The following is a 21,663-nucleotide window of genomic DNA, read 5'->3' as shown; positions in this document are numbered from 1 at the left end:
CTGTTCTTGAATTTCAGGAGCTGCGTCGCAGCCGATTGTCCCCGCCCAGGGCTAGTCCGTCACTATCTCTTGCTCTTGCTACTGCGTGCCGGCGGTCGCTTCGCCCAATAGCTTCTGGATGGTCGCCTGGTCAGCCTCGACCGGCTTGACGACGTCACCTTCCTTCACCAGCTCCTGGCCGGCGACGATGATGCGCGCATCGGCCGGAATGCCGCCAAGGACGAGGCCGGTCGGCGTGTCGTCGACGAGGTCGATCGGGAAGAACGCCACCTTGTTGTCCTTGTCGACGGCGCGAATGCCGAGGTCGCCCTTGTCGCCGAGCGTCACCACCGAGCGTGGCAGTAGGACCGCGTCGGTCGGCAGCGCGCTGAGCTGGATTTCCGCCGTCATGCCGGCCGGCACCGAGCCATCGGCATTGGGGATGGCGACCTCGACACGGAAGGTGCGGGTCGCCGACGACGCATCGCGGCTGATATAGCGCACGGTACCTTCGACGGTCTGGCCGCTGACCAGCCGAACATTGGCCTTGTCGCCGATCTTGAGATAGCCGAGGTCGCGCTCGCTGATCTCGCCGCGCGCAATCACCGGATCGAGCTTGAGGATGGTCGCCACCTCGCCGCCCTGCATGACGGAGCTGCCGAGTTCCACCGGCACCCGGTCAATGACGCCGTCGAACGGCGCCTTGACTTCGTTGCGGTCAAGTTCGGCCTGCGCGGTATCCAGTTGCGATTGCGCCAGGGTCAGATTGGAGCGGGCGGTGTCGAGCTGCAGCTTGGGCAAATTGCCTGATTTCATCAGCCGTAGCGACGCGTCCAGCTCGGCCTGGCGCTGCACCACGAGCTGCCTGGCGTTGTCGACCATCGAGATCTTTTCTTCCGCCGCAAGCATCAGCACCAGATCGCCGGTCTTGACGTGATCGCCTTGCTTGACCGGCAGCTTGTCGATGACGCCGGCGACGCGCGTTGCCAGCACGGCGCGCTTGTCGGCTTCGGTCAGTCCGGAAATGCGGATGGCGCGAGCATAGGTCTTGCGCGGCGGCGTCACCACCGCAACGGTGCGCAGCGGTGCCTTCGGCTCGGCTTCCGCCGTCTTGGGCTTGGCCGCGTCCGGCGCCTTGGCCTGCTCGACTTCGGCTGCCTTGGCCTTATTGGCGGCTACGCTGCCGACCGACGAAAACTCGCCTGTCGCCATCCACGCCGCGAAACCAATGAGCACAACAATGGCTGCAAGCTTGTGAAACCTGATTCTCGGCATCGTCGTTTTTTCCACTGCGGGTTCGGCCAGCGTCCTCATAACGCGGGCGCGTCGCCGATATGGGTGCGCGCCGGGCCGTGTTCAATTTGCCGTGATCGGCGAAGCGCGCTTCTACATCAAAGTTGCACCGCAATATAGTGCGAAAGTTGCGGGATCATTGCGCCACCGGACAAGATGCGCCCGCCGCCGCCCAGTTTTCGATCGCTTGATAGGTTGCTTCGGCAGAGCCCGGAGCCGGCTCACGCCCCGACCCCGGCGCCCAGCCCCAGGCGACCAATTTGTCGTCGCGAACATGCAGCGCGATATCCTTCAAGCTACGGTTGCCATTGCGCAGGGGATCCTTGATCTGAGCGCAGATCTCGGCCGAGGATTTGCCGAACCAGGCCATTTCGGCTGGCGCCAAATGCCAGCTATCGGCTCCGGGCGGCCCGTGCAATGCATTGGAATTGCTGGAGAAATGGCAAGTCGTGCAGCGCAGGCCGGGATTGCCGAAGCCCGATCCGTCAGCGCCGCGCTGGACATTGAAGGCATGAATGCGGGTGCCGCCATAATGCGCGCCGGACCAGCGCGGCCGGTCGTCCGCGACATGACAGTCGGCGCAGCGCGGATGCGAGAACACCGCATAGATCTTGTCCCATTCGGACAGGCTTTTCGCCGCATCGACCGTCACTGGTGCCGGCGTCTGGTTCTCTTGCGCGATCGCGAACGGCACTGCCAGGACGAGCATGGCAGCAGGCGTCAGCATGATGAGAAGCTTCTTCATGCGAAGGCCACCGTTTTCGACAGCGGCAGCGTGCGGATGCGCTTGCCGGTGAGCGCGAAGATGGCGTTGGCAAGCGCCGGCGCCGCCGGCGGCGTACCGACCTCGCCGACGCCGCCCATCTTGTGGAAGTTCTCCAGGATGGCGACTTCGAAGACCGGGCACTGGAAGATCCGCATGGCGTCGAAATCGTGGAAGTTCGACTGTTCGACCATGCCGTCGGCGAAGGTGATTTCCTGACCCATAGCCGCCGAAAGACCGTAGATGGCGGCGGAAATCAGCTGCGCCTCGATGATGCCGGGATCGAGCGCGGTGCCGACATCGGCGGCGATCCACACCTTCTCGATACGGATGCCGGCCGGCGTGTCCGCCACCTGGACGATCTCCCCGACCCAACTGCCGAAGGACAGCGTGAAGGCCATGCCCTTGGCCCTGCCGGCGGGCAGAGCCTCGCCCCATTTCGCCATCTCGGCGACTTTCTCCACCACCTTCACCGCCGAGGGATAGGCGGCCATCAGTCTCTTGCGCATCTCGACCGGATCGATTTTTCCGGCAACGGCGATCTCGTCCATGAAGCCTTCGTGGAAGAAGCCGTTGACCGAACTGCCGACCGAGCGCCAGGAGCCGACAGGGATGGAGACCGGCGCCGCGACACCACTGACCCGGTAATTCGGGATGGTGTAGGGCTGGTCGTAGGCGCCATCGACGATGGTCTTGTCGGGACCGAGCGGCGATATCGAGGGAAAGAGCCGGCGCAGCGTGCCGGCAATCACCGATGGCGAGGCCATCTTCATATCGACCGCGACCGGCATGCCATCATCACCGAGCCGCGCCTGGAACTTGCCGATAGCGGCCGGTCGATAGGCGTCGTGGCGCATGTCTTCTTCACGCGTCCAGGTCACCTTGATCGGACGCCCGCCTGTCTCCTTCGCCATCAGCGCGGCGCACAGGGCGTAATCCATCTCGACGCGCCGGCCGAAACCGCCGCCCATGAAGGTGGTGTGGACGGTGATCTTGTCCTGCTCGATGCCGACCGCGTTGGCGCAAAGCTGCCGCACCAGGGTCGGCGCCTGGTTGCCGCACCAGATGTCGAGCGCGCCGTCCCTGAACTGCGCCGTTGCGTTCATCGGCTCCATCGTCGCATGCGCCAGATAGGGCACCGCATAATCTGCTTCGACGATCCTTTCACGCGGCGCGTCGGCGAAGGCGGTATCGACATCGCCATTGTCGCGCATCACCGAGCCCTTGGTGCCAAGCGTCTGCTTCAGCACATCTGAAATGGCGGCGCTGCTGAGCGGGTATTCGGGATCGGACCACTGGGCGTCGATCGCCTCAGCCGCCTTGAACGCCGCCCATGTGTTGTCGGCGATGATGCCGAAGCCATGGCCGTAATTCGTCTCGAGCGCCACGATCTTGATCACACCAGGCATTTTCTCGGCCTTGGAGAGGTCCGCCTTGACCGGCCTCGACCAGAAGCGCGGACTCATCTTGACCGTGCCGCAGAGCATGTCCGGCAGCCGGACATCGATGCCGAAGATCGGCGCCCCGGTGACCTTGGCCAGCATGTCGATGCGCTTTTGCGGCTTTCCCAGCAGTTTCCAGTCGGCCCGGTCCTTGAGCCTGACTTCGGCCGGCGGCGCCATCGCGGCGGCGGCCGCGGCGACCGCGCCATAAGTCAGCGACTTGCCAGACGCCTTGTGCAGGATCGAACCGTCAGCCGTTTCCAGATCGGCGGCGGCGACACCCAGTTTTTGCGCCGCAGCCGCGATCAGCATCTGCCGGGCGGCTGCACCCGCTTGCCGCATCTTGTCAAAACCATCGCGTGTCGAAGCCGAACCACCCGTGCCCTGCAGGGCAAGGAGCTTGCCGACCACGCCGAGACCCGAGCGCACCGCTTGCGCGGTCATGCTCTCGTCGAAGAAGGCGAACGGACCGCCCTCTTCAAGGATCGCGGCGTTGTAATAGGCATGGGAGGCCGGTCCATGCTCGACCTTGACCCGATCGAGGCCGACATCGAGTTCTTCGGCCACCATGACGGCCAGCGTCGTCGAAATGCCTTGCCCCATCTCGGCGCGCGGCGCGACGATGGTGATGGTGTTGTCGGCGCCGATCTTCACATAGGGGTTGAAGGTCGCCTCGCCCTTGCCGAGTTCCGCCTCGAGCGGGTTCGGGAACGGCTTGCGATAGTAGTAATAGCCGACGGCAACGCCGCCCGCGACAGCGGCGGCGCCGATCAGAAACGTGCGGCGGGCGATCTTTCCGACACTGGCCATGGTCAGAGCCCCGCCGTCTTGAGCGCAGCGGCCTTCTTGATGGCCGAGCGGATCCTGGGATAGGTGCCGCAGCGGCAGAGATTGCCGCCCATGGCGTTATCGATGTCGGCATCGCTCGGGTCGGCGACCTCGTCGAGCAGCGCCACCGCGCTCATGATCTGGCCGGCCTGGCAGTAGCCGCATTGCGCGACCTGTTCCTCCAGCCATGCCTGCTGCACCGGATGCAGCCTGCCCGCCGTGCCTATGCCTTCGATGGTGGTGACGGCGCCGCTGACCTGGCCGACCGGAAGCGAGCAGGAACGCACCGGCTGACCATCGACATGCACCGTGCAGGCGCCGCAGGCGGCGATGCCGCAGCCGAACTTCGGTCCGGTCTTGCCAATGAGATCACGCAGCGCCCACAGCAGCGGCATATCCGGATCGGCATCGATATCGAATGACTGACCGTCGACGGTGAGGCGCATGGGGATACCCTTTGTTGCCCGAGGCGAAATGGCCAACTGGTCATTTCGTTCTCAAACAGATTGACAAATTACGTCATTTTGTCAATTAGGATTTTGCAGGATAGAATTGCTCCATGAATCAGATCGAAGACGTCGCCACCGCCGACCCCAAACGCGTCCGTATCCTGGATGGGGCGATGAAGGTGTTTTTGGCCTATGGCTTCTCGCGCACCACCATGGACGACATCGCCCGCGCCGCCGACATGTCGCGGCCGGCGCTCTATCTCCTGTTCAAGAACAAGACCGACATTTTCCGCGCCATCGCCATGATGGTGCTGTCACGCTCGGTCGAGGCGACAAAAATGGCGCTGGCCGGCGACGGCGCTTTCGGTGAACGCATGATGCGAGCCATCGACGAGGCATTCATCTCAATGATGGGCGCCGTCATTGCCTCACCGCACGGCGCCGAATTGCTGGACATGAAATCGAGCGTCAGTGATCTGGTCGGCTGCTGGCGCGACGGCCTTGTCGGACATATCGCCGCCGCGATCGAGGGCGAGGCCGCCAGGAACGGCGTCGATCTCACAGCCAAGGGCCTGTCGGCGCAACTGCTTGCCGACATGCTGCTCGACGGACTGGAAGGCATGAAGGCGCGGATCAGCGATCCCGAGGGGCAGCGGCAAGCCGCCGCCGCCCTGATCCAGGTGATCGACCTGACGCTAAAGGCCGGATGAAGCCAATTGTTCGGCTCAGGCCCGGCGGCGCTCCGCCTCCGGATTCTTGCGCGCAGCAAGGAATTCCTTGACCCGCCGGCCAGGTGCCGGGCCGCGCACCGGCTTGAAACCGTCGTCGAGTTCGCCGGAGAGATCGAGTGTCGGCCGCTTGCCGACGGCGTCGTAATTCTCTTCCAGCCAGTCGCTGGCGGCGGTGCGGCCGAGATCTCTGAGATAGCTCAGGAACGCCCATTCGGCATTGACCTTCGACGACGCCGACAGATCCTTGAACGCCTCGTCGGCATCGATGCGATGCATGCGGATGTCGCGGTATTCGCCATGCGGCAGACGGCCAGCGGCGATCAACTCCTTGACGAAGGCGATCGAGCGGAATTCGCGCAGCAGCCCGGCGTTGAAGGTGATCTCGTCGATGCGGTTCTGGATCTCGTTGGCGCTCCTTGGCGTTCCCTCCCGCACCACCGGATTGATCTGCACCAGAAGCACGTCCTCGGTCGCCGCCGTCTTGAAGAACGGATAGAGCGCCGGGTTACCGCCATAGCCGCCATCCCAATAGGGCACGCCCTTGATCTCGACGGCGCGGAACAGCTGCGGCAGACAGGCCGAGGCCATCACCGTGTCGAGGTCGATCTCGCCGTCGGAAAAGACGCGCAACTGTCCGGTCTCGACATTGGTCGCCGAGATGAACAGTTCCATCGACTTGCAGGCGCGCACATTGTCGAAATCGATCTCCTGCTGCACCACGTCGCGCAGCGGGTTGAGGCCGAGCGGGTTGGCAACGTAGGGCGAGAACACCCGCGACATGGTGTCGAAGAAGACGTAGCCCGGTGTGTTCTCGATCGACCAGTTGCCCCAGGCGACATCCCACGGCATGCGCTGGACTGGGCTGAACCGGCCCTTGGCCGCCACCGCACGCCAGAAATCGTCGAGTTTTTGCCGCGCGCCTTCGACACCGCCGCGCACAAAACCGTCGGCCAGCGCCACCGCGTTCATGGCGCCGGCACTGGTGCCGGACACTGCCGATATCTCTAGCCGTCCGTCCTCCAGCAGCCGGTCGAGCACACCCCAGGAAAAGGCCCCGTGCGAGCCGCCGCCCTGAAGTGCGATGTTGATCTTCTTCGTCTCCTCCGCCTTGCCGTTTTTGGTCATGGCGTCGTCCTTGATCTGTCTGTTTGGGTCGATGAAAAAATTCTGCGCCTCACGCGGCGGTCCAGCCGCCATCGACCGAGAGATGCGTGCCGTTGACCTGCGCTGCCGCGTCCGAGCACAGGAACACCGCCGCTGCCGCGATCTGCTCGACCGTGACGAATTCCTTGGTCGGCTGCTTGTCCAGCATGACCTCGCGGATGACGGTCTCGCGGTCCATCTGATGGGCTTTCATCTGGTCGGGGATCTGCGCCTCGACGAGCGGCGTCAGCACATAGCCGGGGCAGATGGCGTTGCAGGTGATCTTGTCACGCGCCAATTCGAGCGCGACCGTCTTGGTCAGCCCCAAAATTCCGTGCTTGGCCGCGACATAGGCCGACTTGAACGGCGACGCGACCAGGCCATGCGCCGAGGCGATGTTGACGATCCGGCCGCGGCCAGCGTTTTTCATCAGCGGGATGGCGGCTGCGATGGTGTGGAACGCCGACGACAGGTTGATGGCGATGATGGCGTCCCACTTCTCGGTTGGAAACTCCTCCACCGGCGCGACATGCTGGATGCCGGCATTGTTGACGAGAATATCGACCGACCCGAATGTCTCGGCCGCCTTGGCGACAAGCGCCCGGCATTCGGCCGGCTTCGACATGTCGGCCTTGATGTAGGCAGTCTTCACCTTGTGCTGTCCGGCGATCGCATCGGCAATGGCGTGGTCGGCGGCCGTGTCGGAAAAGGAATTGAGGACGACGTTATGGCCTTCGGCCGCCAACGCCTGGGCGATGGCCAGGCCAATGCCTGATGTGGAGCCGGTGATGACTGCGGTTTTTCTGGCGGCCAAGGGCGAAATCCTCTGGTTGCGGCAAGAGCGGGCTTATGTTGCAGTGCAGCATATAGGCTCAATGCGACGCAATAACAGCGGCCAGAATTTGCGGCGAGATGAAATTTTCGTCATGAGCGGCCGCGCAGCCGCTCACCTGAAGGACATGGGTCGGAGTCTTTGGGGGGTGCCGCCCTCCCCAGCGAAAGCGAAAAAGCCTCAGGCGACGAGGTCCGGCACCGGCCCGACATAACGCGATTGCGGCCGGATCAGCCGCCCGGTCGTCTGCTGCTCGCGCGCATGCGCGATCCAGCCGGAAACGCGCCCGGCGGCGAAGACATTGCTGAAAGCCTGTGGCGGAAAACCCGCCGCTTCCAGCACGAGCGCGGTGTAGAACTCGACATTGGTCTGCAGCGAGCGCTGCGGCTTGGCGATCCGCAGCACCTCGAGCGCCGTCTGCTCGACCGTCTCGGCGAAGGCCAGCCGGCGGCCGGTTTCACCCTCACCGCCGAGTTGCCGCACGACCGCTTTCAGCACATCGGCGCGCGGATCGCGCACACGGTAGATGCGGTGACCGAAGCCCATGATACGCCTTCCGTGCGCGATCTCGTCGCGCAGCCAGCCGGCCGCATCGCCATGCACCTGGATTGCATCCAGCATCTCGATGACAGGGCCGGGCGCGCCGCCATGCAGCGGCCCCTTGAGCGCGCCGAGCCCGGCCAGCACGGACGATGTCAGGCCGGCCAGTGTCGAGGCGACCACACGGGTGGCGAAGGTCGATGCGTTGAGGCCATGGTCGCAGACGGTCACCAGATAGGTGTCGAGCGCTTTCGCCAGCGGCGGTGAAGCGACGGCGCCGTTGAGCATCCTCAGCATGTCGGCGGCATGGTCGGCGCGGCTGTCCGGCGCGATCGGCTCCTCGCCGCGCTGCCGGCGCAGCAGGGCCGGCGTCAGCACGGCGGGTGCCGCGATCAGCAGCAAGGCGTCCGTCAGCGTGTCGCCATCCGGCAGCAGCGCCATGCCGGCGCGCATCGCGCTGTAGACATCGAGCGATGACAGCAGGGACAGTGAGGGCAAAAGCCGCTCAAACACTTCCGCACGTGCCTGTCCGAGCGCCCGCGTCAGCTCCGCATCATCGGGAAGGTCGTCGAAGAAGCCGTCGAGCAACAGGCGCACCACCTGGGCATAGTTCCAGCGGCCGGCCAGTTCCGGCAGCGAATGACCTCGGATCGTCAGACGGCCGCCAAGACCATCCACGTCGGAAAGCACGGTTTCCGCCGCCACCACATCATCGAGCCCATTCGCCATAGCCTTGTCTCCTTGAAGCATTTCCGGATCCGAGATAAGGCTGGGCAACACATCCATCAATCTTGATCAACAGAATCAATATCAGAGCCCGATATGTCCGAGTGGTTGTCGCGGGAAGAGGCGCTGGAAAGGCTCAAGGTGCGGGCGCAGACGCTCTACGCCTATGTCAGCCGTGGCCGCATAGGCATGCGGCCCGACCGCGCCGATCCGCGCCGCAGCCAGTATCGTGCCGACGACATTGCCGCGCTGGCGATCCGCCGGGCACGCGGCCGCAGTCCGTCAGTCATCGCTGAAAGCGCCATTGCCTGGGGCGAGCCCTCGATCGCAACGGCGATTTCGACCGTCTCGCACGGCCGGCTCGTCTATCGCGGGCAGGACGCCGCGGCGCTCTCCGGGCACGCCACACTGGAAGAAGCCGCCGCCGTTCTCTGGGCTCTGCCGGAACCGGTGGCTTTCGAAGCACCCTCGCCGGATGTGCCCCATCAAGCTGGCCGGGCCGCGGCCTTTGCGCAACTTGCCATGCTTGCCGGCCAGGGGCGCCCATCGCTCGGGCGCAGCGCCACCTCGCTGCATGCCGACGCCGCGCACGCGGTCAGCGTGCTGGCCGGCGCGCTGGGCGCACCGGCAGGACCGGATCCGGTCCATCAGCGGCTGGCGCGGGACTGGTCGCTGGATGCCGGCGGCGCCGAAGCGATCCGCCGCGCGCTCGTCCTGCTTGCCGATCATGAACTGAACGCGTCGACCTTCGCCGCGCGCGTCGCGGCCTCGACCGGCGCACCGCTGGCCGCCTGCCTGCTCGCTGGGCTCTCGACACTGTCAGGCCCTCGCCATGGCGGCGCCGGCGAGGCGGTGATGCAACTGGCCGAGGATGCGGCGCGGCATGGCGCCGATGCGACGATCCGGCGCTGGCTCAGCCATGACCGGCCGCTGCCGGGGTTCGGCCATCAGCTCTATCCCGACGGCGATCCCCGGGGCGCCGCGCTGCTGTCGGTGATTGAGGTTGACGGCACACTATCGTCGCTGCGCGACGCTGCCCTTGCGGCGACCGGCGCGCTTCCCAACATCGACTTTGGGCTGGCGGCGCTGACGCGTAGCCTGGGTTTGCCGCGTGATGCACCGTTCCGCCTGTTTGCGCTCGCACGCAGCGTCGGCTGGGCCGCGCACACGGTCGAACAGATAACAAGCGGAAGTGTCATCAGGCCGCGCGGCCGCTATGAGGGAATGCTGCCGTAAGATCGCGAGAGCGCTAAGCGCTCACGACATCGTGTCGAGCTTGCGCTGCATGGCCGCGATCTGGTCCTTCAATTCCTGAAGATCGTCTGGCTTGTCAGGCGTTTCCTTCCTGGCCGGCTCGGGCGCAGCCGCAGCGGCTGGCGCGGTGCCGGCCGGCGGAAACGGCGTGAACAACCGCATCGCGTTCTGGAACATTTCCATGTTGCGGCGTGTCTGTTCCTCCAGCGCCTTGATCGGCGTGGTGATCTTCATCATGTCGAGCGGCGACTTGCCGATCGCCCCCTTCATCTGCTCGCGAAAGCGCTCCTGCTCCTTGGAGAAGGCGAGCATCGACTGTTCGAGGAAGCTCGGCACGATCATCTGCATCTGGTCGCCGTAATAGGCGATCAGCTGGCGCAGGAACGGGATCGGCAGCATGTTCTGCCCGTCCTTGTTCTCCAGTTCGAAGATGATCTGGGTCAGCACCGGATGCGTGATGTCGTCGCCGGTCTTGGCGTCCTGGACGGTGAACTCCTCGCCCTTCTTGACCATCTCGGCGAGGTCCTCGAGCGTCACATAGGTGCTGGTGCCGGTGTTGTAGAGGCGGCGATTGGCGTATTTCTTGATGATGATCGGATCGTCTTTAGCGGCCATCTACATCCTCCCGGGGACACCGGTGCGCCTCTGAGTAAGCGGCCGGTAACGATTGTGCCTTTTTTGAGGATATGCGCAAAAGCCGCACAATTCCAAGCAGTTTGTGCAGTGCGGGATCACTAAATGCTGCATAGCGGGCAAAATATGCTGCGCAGCAATGGACGAACGGCCGCCACGGCAAGGCGCGACCTGCTTGCCGCGCATGGGCGCCATGCCCATTTCCGGTTTGACTTGGGGTTGGGAAAGGGCAAGAAAAGTCCTCAACGACAGAACAACACCCTTGAAGTCTGGAGAAGAAAATGTCCGCTTCCATCGTCATTGCCAGTGCTGCGCGCACGCCGGTCGGCTCCTTCAACGGCGCCTTCGCCGCCACCCCGGCGCATGAGCTCGGTGCCGTCGTCATCAGGGAATTGCTGTCGCGTGCCGGCGTCGAACCAGGCGAGGTCGACGAGGTCATCCTCGGACAGGTGCTGACCGCGGCTCAGGGTCAGAACCCGGCCCGCCAGGCATCGATCAATGCCGGTCTGCCCAAGGAAACCACCGCCTGGGGCCTCAATCAGGTTTGCGGCTCGGGCCTGCGCGCCATTGCGCTCGGCATGCAGCAGATCGCCACCGGCGACGCCAAGGTGATCATCGCCGGCGGCCAGGAATCGATGTCGCTTTCGACGCATGCCCAGCACCTGCGCGCCGGCGTCAAGATGGGCGACTTCAAGCTGATCGACACCATGATCAAGGACGGACTGTGGGATGCCTTCAACGGCTATCACATGGGCAACACCGCCGAAAACGTCGCGCGACAGTTCCAGATCACCCGCGACGACCAGGACCAGTTTGCGCTGGCCTCCCAGAACAAGGCCGAGGCCGCACAGAAGGCCGGCAAGTTCAAGGACGAGATCGTCGCCGTCACCATCAAGGGCAAGAAGGGCGACACCATTGTCGACCAGGACGAATACATCCGCCATGGCGCCACGATCGACGCCATGACCAAGCTGAAGCCGGCTTTCGACAAGGACGGCACGGTGACCGCCGCCAACGCCTCCGGCATCAATGACGGCGCCGCCGGCGCACTGCTGATGAGTGAGGCGGAAGCGGTGAGACGCGGCATCACCCCGCTGGCGCGCATCGTGTCCTGGGCGACCGCCGGCGTCGATCCGCAGATCATGGGCACCGGACCTATTCCCGCCTCGCGCAAGGCCTTGGAAAAGGCCGGTTGGTCGGTCGGCGATCTCGACCTGGTCGAGGCCAACGAAGCCTTTGCCGCGCAGGCCTGCGCCGTCAACAAGGACATGGGCTGGGATCCCTCGATCGTCAACGTCAATGGCGGCGCCATTGCCATCGGCCATCCGATCGGCGCTTCGGGCGCCCGCGTCTTCAACACGCTGGTCTTCGAGATGTGTCGGCGCGGCGCCAAGAAGGGGCTGGCCACCCTCTGCATCGGCGGCGGCATGGGCGTCGCCATGTGCGTCGAAGCACTCTGAAGAAAGTCACTAACCGGGCGGCGCGAGCCGCCCGCTCTGTATCCAGTGCCTGCCAAGCCCGACAACAGGGCGATATCAAAAAAGGGGAAATGCATGACCAAGGTAGCAATCGTCACAGGCGGATCGCGCGGCATCGGCGCGGCGATCTCGATCGCATTGAAGACCGTCGGCTATTCGGTTGCCGCGAACTATGCCGGCAATGACGAGGCGGCGGCGAAATTCAAGGCCGAAACCGGCATTCCGGTCTACAAATGGTCGGTCGCCGATTATGATTCCTGCGCCGCCGGCATCCGCCAAGTCGAGGCCGATCTCGGCCCCGTCTCGGTGCTGGTCAACAATGCCGGCATCACCCGTGACGCCATGTTCCACAAGATCACGCGCGAACAGTGGAAAGAGGTCATCGACACCAATTTGTCCGGCGTCTTCAACATGACGCATCCGCTGTGGAGCGGCATGCGCGACCGCAAGTTCGGCCGGGTCATCACCATCTCCTCGATCAACGGCCAGAAGGGTCAGGCCGGCCAGGTCAACTATTCCGCCGCCAAGGCCGGCGACATCGGTTTCAGCAAAGCTCTCGCTCAGGAGGGGGCTCGCGCGGGTATCACCGTCAACGTCATCTGCCCCGGCTACATCGCCACCGAGATGGTCAAGGCGATCGACGAGAAGGTGCTCAACGAGCGCATCATTCCGCAGATCCCTGTCGGCCGCCTCGGCGAGCCCGAGGAGATCGCGCGCTGCGTCGTCTTCCTCGCTTCCGAAGATGCCGGCTTCATCACGGGCTCGACCATCACGGCCAATGGCGGCCAATACTTCGCCTGACGACGCGGCGGTGTAGGCAAAGAGATCGACGGGCCGGCACACCGGTCCGTTTTGCTGGCACGGTCCCTTCGATGTGCCGGCGCCGGCTGCTGACCCAATCCGGCACGCAGAGGTTAACAGCGGCCGGCCGCCCTGTGCGAAACCTGATCCCAAGCCTGTGGATTCTCGGTGGATAAGCTGTTCACAACACAAGATATTGGGGTGAACAAACCAAGAAGATTCCGGCATCGCTGATTCGTCGCCGATTCGTTCCGGCTTTGAGCGGAACGTTAACGCCGACGGCCGGAATCACCTGCCAATTCCTTAACGCCGATTAAGAAAGATCAACAATTTCATAATCTTGGCCGAGGCACGCAAAGCCATTGTGATCGTTTATCGGCAAAGATTAACAGCAACGCCCTCTTAGCATGAAACGGGCCAGTTCAGCGATTCAGCATGTGGTGCGACTCCCAGTCGCAAAATCCACATGTAGCCGTGAACAAAAGCTGAATCTGCAGGAGTCACCGATTCGTCGCTGATTCGTTCCAGACTCGTTCTATCCGTTAATCCGCAGCCGGTTGAGAGCTTGACAAAAACACCTTCTGGCCGTCGGCGGAACATTCCGCTTTCGCTTCGCGCCCGAAATCCCTATGTGTCGGCTGTCATACGCGCCACTTGAGGCACGCTCCCGACAACCAGAGGCCAGAAAGCCTTATTTCCAGGTCCCGGAAGCCTTATTCTAGGTCAATGAACATCCAGCCCAAACACACCGAGCCGCTGATCCTGTCGGGCCGCGACGTGACCGCCGTGCTGGGGCCGACCAACACCGGCAAGACCCATCTCGCCATCGAACGCATGGTGGCGCATGAGAGTGGCATCATCGGCCTGCCGCTCAGGCTGCTGGCGCGTGAGGTCTACGCCCGCGTCTGCGAAAAGGTCGGCGCCCACAAGGTCGCGCTGATCACCGGCGAGGAAAAGATCCAGCCGGCGGGCGCCAAATATTCGGTCTGCACCGTCGAGGCCATGCCGCGCGAGACCGACGCCGCCTTCGTCGCCATCGACGAGGTGCAGCTCGCCGGCGACCTCGAGCGCGGCCACATCTTCACAGACCGCATCCTGCATCTGCGCGGCCGCCAGGAAACGCTGCTGCTCGGTGCCGCCACCATGCACGGCATCCTCCAGCGCCTGCTGAGGGGTGTCTCGGTGGTGACGCGGCCGAGGCTGTCGCATCTTGCCTACGCCGGTTCGAAGAAGCTGACACGCCTGCCGCGGCGCACGGCGATCGTCGCCTTCTCGGCCGACGAGGTCTACGCCATCGCCGAGCTGATCCGCCGCCAGCAGGGCGGTGCCGCCGTCGTGCTTGGCGCGCTCTCGCCGCGCACCCGCAACGCCCAGGTGGCATTGTTCCAGTCCGGCGATGTCGACTATCTCATCGCCACCGACGCCATCGGCATGGGTCTCAACCTCGATCTCGACCACGTCGCCTTCGCCCAGAACCGCAAGTTCGATGGCTTCCAGTATCGCAACCTGACCGCGGCCGAGCTTGGCCAGATCGCCGGCCGCGCCGGCCGGCATCTGCGCGACGGCACCTTTGGCGTCACCGGCCAGGTCGACCCGCTGGACGAAGAGCTGATCAAGAGGATCGAAGGCCATGATTTCGATCCGGTGAAGGTGCTGCAGTGGCGCACCGCGCATTTCGACTTTGCCAGCCTCGACGCGCTGAAGCGCTCGATCGAAACCAACGCACCGGTCGAGGGGCTGACGCGGGCATTGCCTGCCGTCGACGCGCAGGCGCTTGAGCATCTGTCGCGCGACGAGGACATCCGCGCACTCGCCACCAACGCCAAACGGGTGGCGCTGCTGTGGGAAGCCTGCGCGCTGCCCGACTACCGCAAGATCGCGCCGGCCCAGCATGCCGACCTCATTGCCTCGATCTACACGGACCTCGCACGCCACGGCCATGTCGACGAGAATTACATGGCCGAGCAGGTGCGCCGCGCCGACACCACAGAGGGCGATATCGACACGCTGTCGCATCGCATTGCCCAGATCCGCACCTGGACATTCGTGTCGAACCGGCCCGGCTGGCTGGCCGATCAGGCACACTGGCAGGAAAAGACGCGCGAAATCGAAGACAGATTGTCGGATGCGCTGCATGAGCGGTTGACGAAACGCTTCGTAGACCGCAGGACTTCCGTCCTCATGCGGCGCCTTAGAGAAAATACCATGCCTGAAGCCGAAATTAGTCCTACCGGAACCGTCCTTGTCGAAGGCCACCATGTCGGCGAGTTGCAAGGGTTCCGCTTCACCGCTGACCAGACCGCCGGCGGTGAAGACGCCAAGGCGGTGCGCACCGCGGCCCAGAAGGCGCTGGCCGCCGAGTTCGAGGCGCGCGCCGAACGCTTCGGCGCCTCGGCCAATGGCGACATCGCGCTTGGCTCGGACGGCACGCTGCGCTGGATCGGCGCGCCGATCGGGACGCTGGTCTCGGGCGAAGACGCATTGAAGCCGCGCCTGGTGCTGCTGGCCGACGAACAACTGACCGGCCCGGCGCGCGACAAGGTCGCCGCGCGTGCCGAGCGTTTCGTCAATTTCCAGATCGAGTCGCTGTTGAAGCCGCTGGTCGACCTGAAGAACGCCGATCAGATTTCCGGCATCGGACGTGGCATCGCCTTCCAGCTGGTCGAGAATTTCGGTCTCATCAACCGCCGCGACATCGCCGAGGAGATGAAGTCGCTCGACCAGGAAGGCCGCGCCGCTCTTCGCCGGCTTGGCGTGCGCTTTGGCGCCTACCATGTCTTCGTGCCGGCTCTGATCAAGCCGGCGCCTGCCGGACTGGTGACGCTGCTGTGGGCGCTGAAGAATGACGGCAAGGACAAGCCAGGTTTTGGCGACGTGGTCCATGCGCTCGCCTCTGGCCGCACCTCTGTGGTCATCGATCCTGCCTTCGACAAGACCTTCTACAAGCTCGCCGGCTACCGCAATCTCGGCCGCCGCGCCGTGCGTATCGACATCCTGGAACGGCTGGCCGATCTGATCCGTCCGGCGACCAACTGGAAGCCCGGCCTCGGCCAGCGCCCTGACGGCGCCTATGACGGCCAGTCCTTCATGGTGACGCCGCCGATGATGTCGATCCTCGGCGCCACCGCCGACGACATGGAAGAAATCCTGAAAGGTCTTGGCTACCGTGCCGAGCCGAAGCCGGCCATCGAGGTCAAGGCGCGGCTCGAAGCGCAGGACAATGCCGCGCGCGAAGCAGCGGCGGCGAAGCTGGCGGCGGAAGAGGCTGCAAAGGCCGAGCAGGCCAAAGCGGCCGAAGCCGCGGCAGCCGATGCCGCGGCAGAGGCAGCCGTCGAAGGGTCGGAGCCGGAGTCAGCTGTCGAAGCCTCCGTCGAAGCTCCGGTCGAAGCCACCGCGGAAGCGGCAGCGGAGCCTGTCGTGGAAGAGCAAGCCGAAGCACCGGCCGGGGCCACGGAAGAGGTTCCGCTCGTTGCGGAAGCCATCGCTGACGTCACTGTCACCGAAAGCGCCGACGCCCTCACCTCCCCCTCGATGGGGGAGGTCGCGGCGCGAAGCGACGCGGGTGGGGATGATGGCGCCGACGATGCAGTTACAACCGACGACGCCGGCGCTGCCCCCACCCCGGCGCTGCGCGCCGACCCTCCCCACGAGGGGGAGGGTGGAGCCGGCGAACCAGCTGCGGAAGCCGAAGCGCCAAAACCCATCCTGTTGTGGCGTCAGGGTCGTTTCGAGCAGCGCCCGCGCAACCGCGACGACAACCGCAGGAACAATCGCCCACGCAACGGACAAGCGCGCGGCCGAAGCGATGCGCCCGCGGATGCCGCCGGCGCACCGGCCGCAGCTGCACCCGGAGAACGTCCGGCCCATGAAGGACGGCGCGATGGAGCCGGCAAGCCGCGCTTCGACCGCTCGAAGTTCAAACCCAAGCCGCAGGCCGAAGGCGAACAGCGGCGCGACGGCCGACCGCAAGGCGAGCGTCCCGACCGCCGCGAAGGCCGTCCCGACTGGAAGGGCGGCAGGCCCGATGGCAAGGGTGGTCCCGATCGAGGCCCAGGGGGCGGCAAGCCTGCCTTCCAGCCGAAGCCGCGCGAGGAGCGCCCGGTGCGCTTCGACCCGGACTCGCCCTTCGCCAAGCTCGCCGCATTGCGCGACCAGCTGAAGAAGTAGAACCCGGCTCGCTTCGATGGTTGCTGAAGGCCGCCAGCGTATCGACAAATGGCTGTTCTTCTCTCGCGCCGTGAAATCGCGCTCGCTGGCGGCAAAGCTGGTCGTCGCCGGCAGGGTTCGCATCAATCGCGACAAAGCAGCGCAGGCCTCCGATCAGGTCAAGCCAGGCGACGTGCTGACCATCACGCTAGAGCGGCGCATCTTCATCTGGAAGGTGCTCGGCGCCGGTGCGCGACGCGGCCCGGCCGAGGAGGCCCGCACGCTCTACGAGGATATGTCGCCCCCGCCGGCACCGAAGGGCGAGGCCCCTCCGGATGCAATTCCGGGGCTGCGCGAGGCCGGCAGCGGCCGCCCGACCAAGAGGGAACGTCGCCAGACCGACCGTTTGCTTGGCGAAGACTGACGCATGTCGTCCCAAAATGCGCAGCGATTTGGGGCAACGGCACGCCTGGGGCAAACACTGAACCCGGCAAACAAGACGCTGTGCGGGACATGGCTGACTTCCGCCAGGCCTGCTGTCTGGAATTCCATTCCGGAAACACCGGCACCTCCCGCAATGGCCACCCTTGCAAGCGGCCGATAAAGGCGTTACCTGACGGAAAAAGCCCAACAAAAATGGGACGTCCCGGAGCCGACCGATGACCTATGTCGTGACCGACAATTGCATCAAATGCAAATATATGGACTGCATCGAGGTCTGTCCGGTCGACTGTTTCTACGAAGGCGAGAACATGCTCGTCATCCATCCCGACGAGTGCATCGACTGCGGCGTTTGCGAGCCGGAATGCCCGGCCGACGCGATCAAGCCCGACACCGAGCCTGGCCTCGACAAATGGCTGCAGGTCAACACCGAATACGCCGACAAATGGCCCAACATCACCGCCAAGAAGGAACCGCCGGCAGACGCCAAATCCTTCGACGGCGAGGCCGGCAAGTTCGAGAAATACTTCTCCGCCGAGCCCGGCGAAGGCGATTGACAACACCGCCGCAAAGGCCGGTATTACGCAAGGTAAGAGGCACGTCACATTAACCGGCTTGACAGCCGGCGCCGGGTTGTGGCCTTCGCGTATGCAGCAAAACCTTGATTCTTCCGACTTTTTGTGTTACATCAGCGAAACATGCCGGTGACACAACGTCGATTGATGGCGCAGACGCCCAAAATCACTGAAAGGTGAAAATCCCATTCCGGACCAGAGCGATCTGGGCCAGGCGGCCGCAATATTGCGTTTGCCGGTCCGGCTTTTCCGATGGGTTCATCTGTTGTGCGGCTAACGATCGGTTTCCCCGATCGCGCGAGTTCGGGCCGGCAGGACGCCGGTACCACAACAAGGAGTTCAGGGCGTAATGGCAACGATCACCCCGCAGAAGAAGTCCACCGCTGCGCGTCACGGTTTCAAGACCGGCGAATACATCGTCTATCCGGCGCATGGCGTCGGCCAGATCGTCTCGATCGACGAGCAGGAAGTTGCTGGACACAAGCTGGAACTGTTCGTGATCGACTTCTCGAAGGACAAGATGCGCCTGAAGGTGCCGGTCGCCAAGGCGACCTCCATCGGCATGCGCAAGCTGTCGGAAGAGGATTATGTCGAGCGCGCGCTGAAGGTCGTGCAGGGCCGCGCCCGCGTCAAGCGCACCATGTGGTCGCGCCGCGCCCAGGAATATGATGCGAAGATCAATTCGGGCGACCTGATCTCGATCTCGGAAGTCGTGCGCGACCTCTACCGCGCCGACAACCAGCCGGAGCAGTCCTATTCCGAGCGTCAGCTCTATGAGGCGGCGCTCGACCGCATGGCCCGCGAGATCGCGGCCGTCAACCGCATGTCGGAAACCGAAGCCGTGCGCCTGATCGAGGTCAACCTCAACAAGGGCCCTAAGCGTGGCGCCAAGGCCGACAATGAGGAAGCCGAGCAGGAAGAAGCTGCCTGAGCTTTTTCGCCTTTGAATTCATGAAAAACCCGGCCTCGCGCCGGGTTTTTTGCTTTTACCCTCCCCCTTTTGTGGGGGTCCGAAGGACGGGCGAGACCCGTGGCTCGCCCTGGCAAGTCGCTGCGAAGCAGCGGGGTGGGGGCGGCGCCGACCCCCGCCCGGACCTTCGGTCCGACCTCCCCACAAGGGGGAGGTAAAGGGCTCAGCCGCCACCTTCCTTCATCGCCTCCTGCTTCAGCGTCGCAATGAAGCGCTTCGTCCGCTGCTGCTCAGGGTTGTTGAACAGCACCGCGGCCGGCCCCTTCTCGACGATGACGCCGGCATCCAGGAACACCACTTCCTGCGCGATCTTGGAGGCGAGTCGCAGATCATGCGTCGCCATCACCATGGTCGTGCCTTCGCTGGCGAGCTTGCCGAGCACATCGACCACCTCTTGCGCCAGTTCCGGGTCGAGGGCCGAGGTCGGTTCGTCGCAGAGCAGCACTTTCGGCGACGGCGCCAGGGCGCGGGCGATCGCCACACGCTGCTGCTGGCCGCCCGACAGCGTCGCCGGCCAGGCGTCGGCCTTGTGCGCCATGCCGACCTTCTCCAGCAGGGCCTGCGCCCGCTCGCGTGCCCTCTCAGGCGGCCATTTCAGCACCGTCACCAGCCCTTCCATGACATTCTCGATCGCGGTGCGATGCGGAAACAGCTGGAAGTTCTGGAACACCATGCCGGTCTGCAGCCGCAGGCGCTGGATATCCCTGGCCGGAACCCTGCCGCCAGGGTGGAATTCGAGCGTCTCGTCGCCGATCCGCACCGTGCCCGAGGTCGGGATCTCCAGGAGGTTGATGCAGCGCAGAAGGGTGCTTTTCCCGCCGCCCGACGGGCCGACCAGCGCCGTGACGCTGCCTTCGGCAATGGTGACCGTCACGCCCTTCAGCACGAGATTGTCGCCGAAGCGCTTTTCGATGTTGCTGAGGCCGATCATGAGCGCGCCTCCAGGAAGCCGCCATAGCGGTTGAGCCGTGTTTCCAGCCGCGTCTGCAACGCCGACAGCACCGAACTCAGCGCCAGATAGAGGATCGCTGCCTCGACATAAAGGATCAGCGGTTCATAGGTGGTGGCAACGATGCGCTGCGCTGCCTGGAACATCTCCGGCACGGTGATGGCAGCGGCCAGCGACGTGTCTTTGACCAGCGAGATGAAGGTGTTGGAGAGCGGCGGCACCGCGACCCGCCCGGCCTGCGGCAGGATGGTGCGCCGCATCGCCTGGCTCCAGGTCATGCCGATCGAATAGGCGGCTTCCCACTGGCCTTTCGGCACCGAGCCTATCGCCGCGCGGATGATTTCCGATGTGTAGGCGCCGATGTTGAGCGTGAAGCCGATCAACGCCGCCGTGAAGGCGTCAAGCAGGATGCCGACCGACGGCAGGCCATAGAAGATCAGGAACAGCTGCACCAAAAGTGGCGTGCCGCGGAAGATCCAGACATAGAAGCGCACAAACGCGACCAGCGGCTTCGGCCCGAACAGCCGGGCAAGCGCTGCGCCGAGGCCAACCGTCAAGCCAAGGGCGAAGGACAGCAGCGTCAGCGGCACGGTGAAGATCAGCGCCGCCCACAGGAGCGAAGGCAGCGACTCCAGCATCAATTGCAGCCAGTGCGGCACGTAAGACCCTCCAGATGGTCGCATTGTCGAGGCGCGAAGCGCCAGCCATATCACGACAAAAGCGGCGGGCCGTCAAAGACGGCTCGCCGCTTGATATCTCTCATGGGCCGGAGACCGGCCCCACCTCGCAAGATTACTTCGAAACGTCCTGGCCGAAATAGGTGTCGGCGATCTTCTGATAGGTGCCGTCGGCCTTGATGTCGGCCAGCGCCTTGTTGATCGCCGCAACCAGTTCCGGATCGCCCTTGCGCACGATGACGCCGGAATAGTCGGCGTTTTCTTCTTGCGCGGCGATCTTCACATTGGCGTCGGGCTTGTGCTTCTTGAAGTCGAGGAATGACAGGCTGTCATTGATGGTGGCGTCGGCACGGCCTGTCAGAAGCAGCTGGATCGACTGGTCGAAGCCATCGGTGCCGACCAGCTCGGCGCCGTTCGTCTCGGCCAGCTTGCCGAAATTCGAGGTCAGCGACTGCGCCGACTTCTTGCCCTTGAGATCGGCGAAGCTCTTGATGTCGGTGTTGTCGCCGCGCACGATCAGCACCGCCTTGGAGGCGATGTAGGGATCGGAGAAGTCGTACTTGGCCTTGCGGGCGTCGGTGATGCCGACTTCGTTGATGACGGCGTCATAGCGATTGGCATCGAGGCCGGCGATCAGCCCGTCCCACTTGCCTTCGAGGAACTCGGCCTTGACGCCGAGCTTGTCGGCGATCGCCTTGGCGATTTCGACGTCGAAGCCGACCAGTGCGCCGGACGTGTCATGATAGGTGAATGGCGCATAGGTGCCTTCCGTGCCGACCTTGATGGCCTCGGCCTGCTTGATCTGGTCGAGATTGGCGCCGGCATGGCCTGCGGTGACAGCCAGAGCCTGCAGCGTTCCGGCGATGATGAGCGAGCTGAGCCATTTCATTTTTCTGTGATCCCGTCCTTGGCCTGAAATCCGGCATGTTGTGAAGGCTGGAAAATGGCAGATGCAAGCGGAAAAAATAAGGAACAGGATTTCAAAAATAGCTTGTTTCCGAAATCAGATTCTC

The 21,663-nt window shown here is 64.1% G+C and carries 19 protein-coding genes; 8 read left to right on the top strand and 11 right to left on the bottom strand.

Annotated features, from left to right (window positions below; genetic code table 11):
• Positions 1-78: 78 nt before the first annotated feature.
• The 4 genes from HB777_32570 to HB777_32555 form a co-directional block, all read right to left on the bottom strand.
• Entirely contained in the window at positions 79-1,191 is a 1,113-nt protein-coding gene (locus HB777_32570; protein ID QND68983.1) for an efflux RND transporter periplasmic adaptor subunit, read from the bottom strand.
• 217 nt (positions 1,192-1,408) lie between these two features.
• A complete protein-coding gene (locus HB777_32565) occupies positions 1,409-2,017 on the bottom strand; it encodes a hypothetical protein (GenBank protein QND68221.1) in 609 nt (202 codons plus the stop codon).
• Complete coding sequence (locus HB777_32560; GenBank protein ID QND68220.1) at positions 2,014-4,287, bottom strand: xanthine dehydrogenase family protein molybdopterin-binding subunit; 2,274 nt, start codon at positions 4,285-4,287, stop codon at positions 2,014-2,016. The genes HB777_32565 and HB777_32560 overlap by 4 nt, the downstream gene beginning before the upstream one ends.
• Before the next feature lie 2 nt (positions 4,288-4,289).
• Positions 4,290-4,751 carry a (2Fe-2S)-binding protein gene (locus tag HB777_32555; protein QND68219.1) on the bottom strand — a complete coding sequence of 154 codons (462 nt, stop codon included), beginning with the start codon at positions 4,749-4,751 and terminating at the stop codon, positions 4,290-4,292.
• A 113-nt stretch (positions 4,752-4,864) separates the two neighbouring features.
• On the opposite strand from HB777_32555, the gene HB777_32550 reads away from it, so the two are divergent.
• Complete coding sequence (locus HB777_32550) at positions 4,865-5,464, top strand: TetR/AcrR family transcriptional regulator (protein QND68218.1); 600 nt, start codon at positions 4,865-4,867, stop codon at positions 5,462-5,464.
• Positions 5,465-5,479: 15 nt separating this feature from the next.
• On the opposite strand, the gene HB777_32545 is transcribed toward HB777_32550, so the two are convergent.
• The 3 genes from HB777_32545 to HB777_32535 form a co-directional block, all read right to left on the bottom strand.
• Complete coding sequence (locus HB777_32545) at positions 5,480-6,610, bottom strand: patatin-like phospholipase family protein (protein QND68217.1); 1,131 nt, start codon at positions 6,608-6,610, stop codon at positions 5,480-5,482.
• Positions 6,611-6,659: 49 nt separating this feature from the next.
• On the bottom strand, positions 6,660-7,451 hold the full coding sequence (locus tag HB777_32540; GenBank protein ID QND68982.1) for a 3-hydroxybutyrate dehydrogenase: 792 nt from the start codon (positions 7,449-7,451) through the stop codon (positions 6,660-6,662).
• Between the two features lie 189 nt (positions 7,452-7,640).
• On the bottom strand, positions 7,641-8,729 hold the full coding sequence (locus HB777_32535; protein QND68216.1) for a citrate synthase/methylcitrate synthase: 1,089 nt from the start codon (positions 8,727-8,729) through the stop codon (positions 7,641-7,643).
• A 93-nt stretch (positions 8,730-8,822) separates the two neighbouring features.
• On the opposite strand from HB777_32535, the gene HB777_32530 reads away from it, so the two are divergent.
• On the top strand, positions 8,823-9,962 hold the full coding sequence (locus HB777_32530; protein QND68215.1) for a citrate synthase: 1,140 nt from the start codon (positions 8,823-8,825) through the stop codon (positions 9,960-9,962).
• Between the two features lie 21 nt (positions 9,963-9,983).
• On the opposite strand, the gene phaR is transcribed toward HB777_32530, so the two are convergent.
• Positions 9,984-10,595 carry a polyhydroxyalkanoate synthesis repressor PhaR gene (gene phaR / locus HB777_32525; protein ID QND68214.1) on the bottom strand — a complete coding sequence of 204 codons (612 nt, stop codon included), beginning with the start codon at positions 10,593-10,595 and terminating at the stop codon, positions 9,984-9,986.
• 299 nt (positions 10,596-10,894) lie between these two features.
• On the opposite strand from phaR, the gene HB777_32520 reads away from it, so the two are divergent.
• From HB777_32520 to HB777_32495, 6 genes are all read left to right on the top strand, one after another.
• Positions 10,895-12,073, top strand: a complete 1,179-nt coding sequence (locus HB777_32520) for an acetyl-CoA C-acetyltransferase (GenBank protein ID QND68213.1) — start codon at positions 10,895-10,897, stop codon at positions 12,071-12,073.
• A gap of 93 nt (positions 12,074-12,166) precedes the next feature.
• Positions 12,167-12,892, top strand: a complete 726-nt coding sequence (gene phbB / locus HB777_32515) for an acetoacetyl-CoA reductase (protein QND68212.1) — start codon at positions 12,167-12,169, stop codon at positions 12,890-12,892.
• A gap of 726 nt (positions 12,893-13,618) precedes the next feature.
• The gene (locus HB777_32510) at positions 13,619-17,059 is read left to right on the top strand and encodes a helicase (GenBank protein ID QND68211.1); all 3,441 of its coding nucleotides are present in this window, start codon (positions 13,619-13,621) and stop codon (positions 17,057-17,059) included.
• 16 nt (positions 17,060-17,075) lie between these two features.
• On the top strand, positions 17,076-17,462 hold the full coding sequence (locus HB777_32505; GenBank protein QND68210.1) for an RNA-binding S4 domain-containing protein: 387 nt from the start codon (positions 17,076-17,078) through the stop codon (positions 17,460-17,462).
• Between the two features lie 235 nt (positions 17,463-17,697).
• On the top strand, positions 17,698-18,036 hold the full coding sequence (locus tag HB777_32500; GenBank protein ID QND68209.1) for a ferredoxin family protein: 339 nt from the start codon (positions 17,698-17,700) through the stop codon (positions 18,034-18,036).
• 367 nt (positions 18,037-18,403) lie between these two features.
• On the top strand, positions 18,404-18,985 hold the full coding sequence (locus tag HB777_32495; GenBank protein ID QND68208.1) for a CarD family transcriptional regulator: 582 nt from the start codon (positions 18,404-18,406) through the stop codon (positions 18,983-18,985).
• A gap of 202 nt (positions 18,986-19,187) precedes the next feature.
• Here HB777_32495 and HB777_32490 read toward each other — a convergent pair whose 3' ends face one another.
• The 3 genes from HB777_32490 to HB777_32480 form a co-directional block, all read right to left on the bottom strand.
• Complete coding sequence (locus HB777_32490; GenBank protein ID QND68207.1) at positions 19,188-19,955, bottom strand: amino acid ABC transporter ATP-binding protein; 768 nt, start codon at positions 19,953-19,955, stop codon at positions 19,188-19,190.
• The gene (locus HB777_32485; GenBank protein ID QND68206.1) at positions 19,952-20,632 is read right to left on the bottom strand and encodes an amino acid ABC transporter permease; all 681 of its coding nucleotides are present in this window, start codon (positions 20,630-20,632) and stop codon (positions 19,952-19,954) included. Before HB777_32485 ends, HB777_32490 begins: the two co-directional genes overlap by 4 nt.
• 133 nt (positions 20,633-20,765) lie before the next feature.
• On the bottom strand, positions 20,766-21,539 hold the full coding sequence (locus HB777_32480; GenBank protein ID QND68205.1) for an amino acid ABC transporter substrate-binding protein: 774 nt from the start codon (positions 21,537-21,539) through the stop codon (positions 20,766-20,768).
• Between the last annotated feature and the right edge of the window lie 124 nt (positions 21,540-21,663).

Origin of the sequence: Mesorhizobium loti, from assembly GCA_014189435.1 — a bacterium.
GTDB lineage: Bacteria > Pseudomonadota > Alphaproteobacteria > Rhizobiales > Rhizobiaceae > Mesorhizobium > Mesorhizobium loti_G.
Note: the sequence above shows the minus strand (reverse complement) of the source record. Positions and strands in the feature narration are given on the sequence as shown.

Bases quoted from the DNA above. Each gene is read 5' to 3' on its own strand.
- HB777_32560 (QND68220.1), bottom strand. From the start codon at position 4,287: ATGGCCAGTGTCGGAAAGATCGCCCGCCGCACGTTTCTGATCGGCGCC.
- phbB (QND68212.1), top strand. From the start codon at position 12,167: ATGACCAAGGTAGCAATCGTCACAGGCGGATCGCGCGGCATCGGCGCG.
- HB777_32530 (QND68215.1), top strand. From the start codon at position 8,823: ATGTCCGAGTGGTTGTCGCGGGAAGAGGCGCTGGAAAGGCTCAAGGTG.
- HB777_32490 (QND68207.1), bottom strand. From the start codon at position 19,955: ATGATCGGCCTCAGCAACATCGAAAAGCGCTTCGGCGACAATCTCGTG.
- HB777_32545 (QND68217.1), bottom strand. From the start codon at position 6,610: ATGACCAAAAACGGCAAGGCGGAGGAGACGAAGAAGATCAACATCGCA.
- HB777_32550 (QND68218.1), top strand. From the start codon at position 4,865: ATGAATCAGATCGAAGACGTCGCCACCGCCGACCCCAAACGCGTCCGT.
- HB777_32500 (QND68209.1), top strand. From the start codon at position 17,698: ATGACCTATGTCGTGACCGACAATTGCATCAAATGCAAATATATGGAC.
- HB777_32565 (QND68221.1), bottom strand. From the start codon at position 2,017: ATGAAGAAGCTTCTCATCATGCTGACGCCTGCTGCCATGCTCGTCCTG.
- HB777_32555 (QND68219.1), bottom strand. From the start codon at position 4,751: ATGCGCCTCACCGTCGACGGTCAGTCATTCGATATCGATGCCGATCCG.
- HB777_32570 (QND68983.1), bottom strand. From the start codon at position 1,191: ATGGCGACAGGCGAGTTTTCGTCGGTCGGCAGCGTAGCCGCCAATAAG.
- HB777_32495 (QND68208.1), top strand. From the start codon at position 18,404: ATGGCAACGATCACCCCGCAGAAGAAGTCCACCGCTGCGCGTCACGGT.
- HB777_32505 (QND68210.1), top strand. From the start codon at position 17,076: ATGGTTGCTGAAGGCCGCCAGCGTATCGACAAATGGCTGTTCTTCTCT.
- HB777_32480 (QND68205.1), bottom strand. From the start codon at position 21,539: ATGAAATGGCTCAGCTCGCTCATCATCGCCGGAACGCTGCAGGCTCTG.
- HB777_32520 (QND68213.1), top strand. From the start codon at position 10,895: ATGTCCGCTTCCATCGTCATTGCCAGTGCTGCGCGCACGCCGGTCGGC.
- HB777_32510 (QND68211.1), top strand. From the start codon at position 13,619: ATGAACATCCAGCCCAAACACACCGAGCCGCTGATCCTGTCGGGCCGC.
- HB777_32535 (QND68216.1), bottom strand. From the start codon at position 8,729: ATGGCGAATGGGCTCGATGATGTGGTGGCGGCGGAAACCGTGCTTTCC.
- phaR (QND68214.1), bottom strand. From the start codon at position 10,595: ATGGCCGCTAAAGACGATCCGATCATCATCAAGAAATACGCCAATCGC.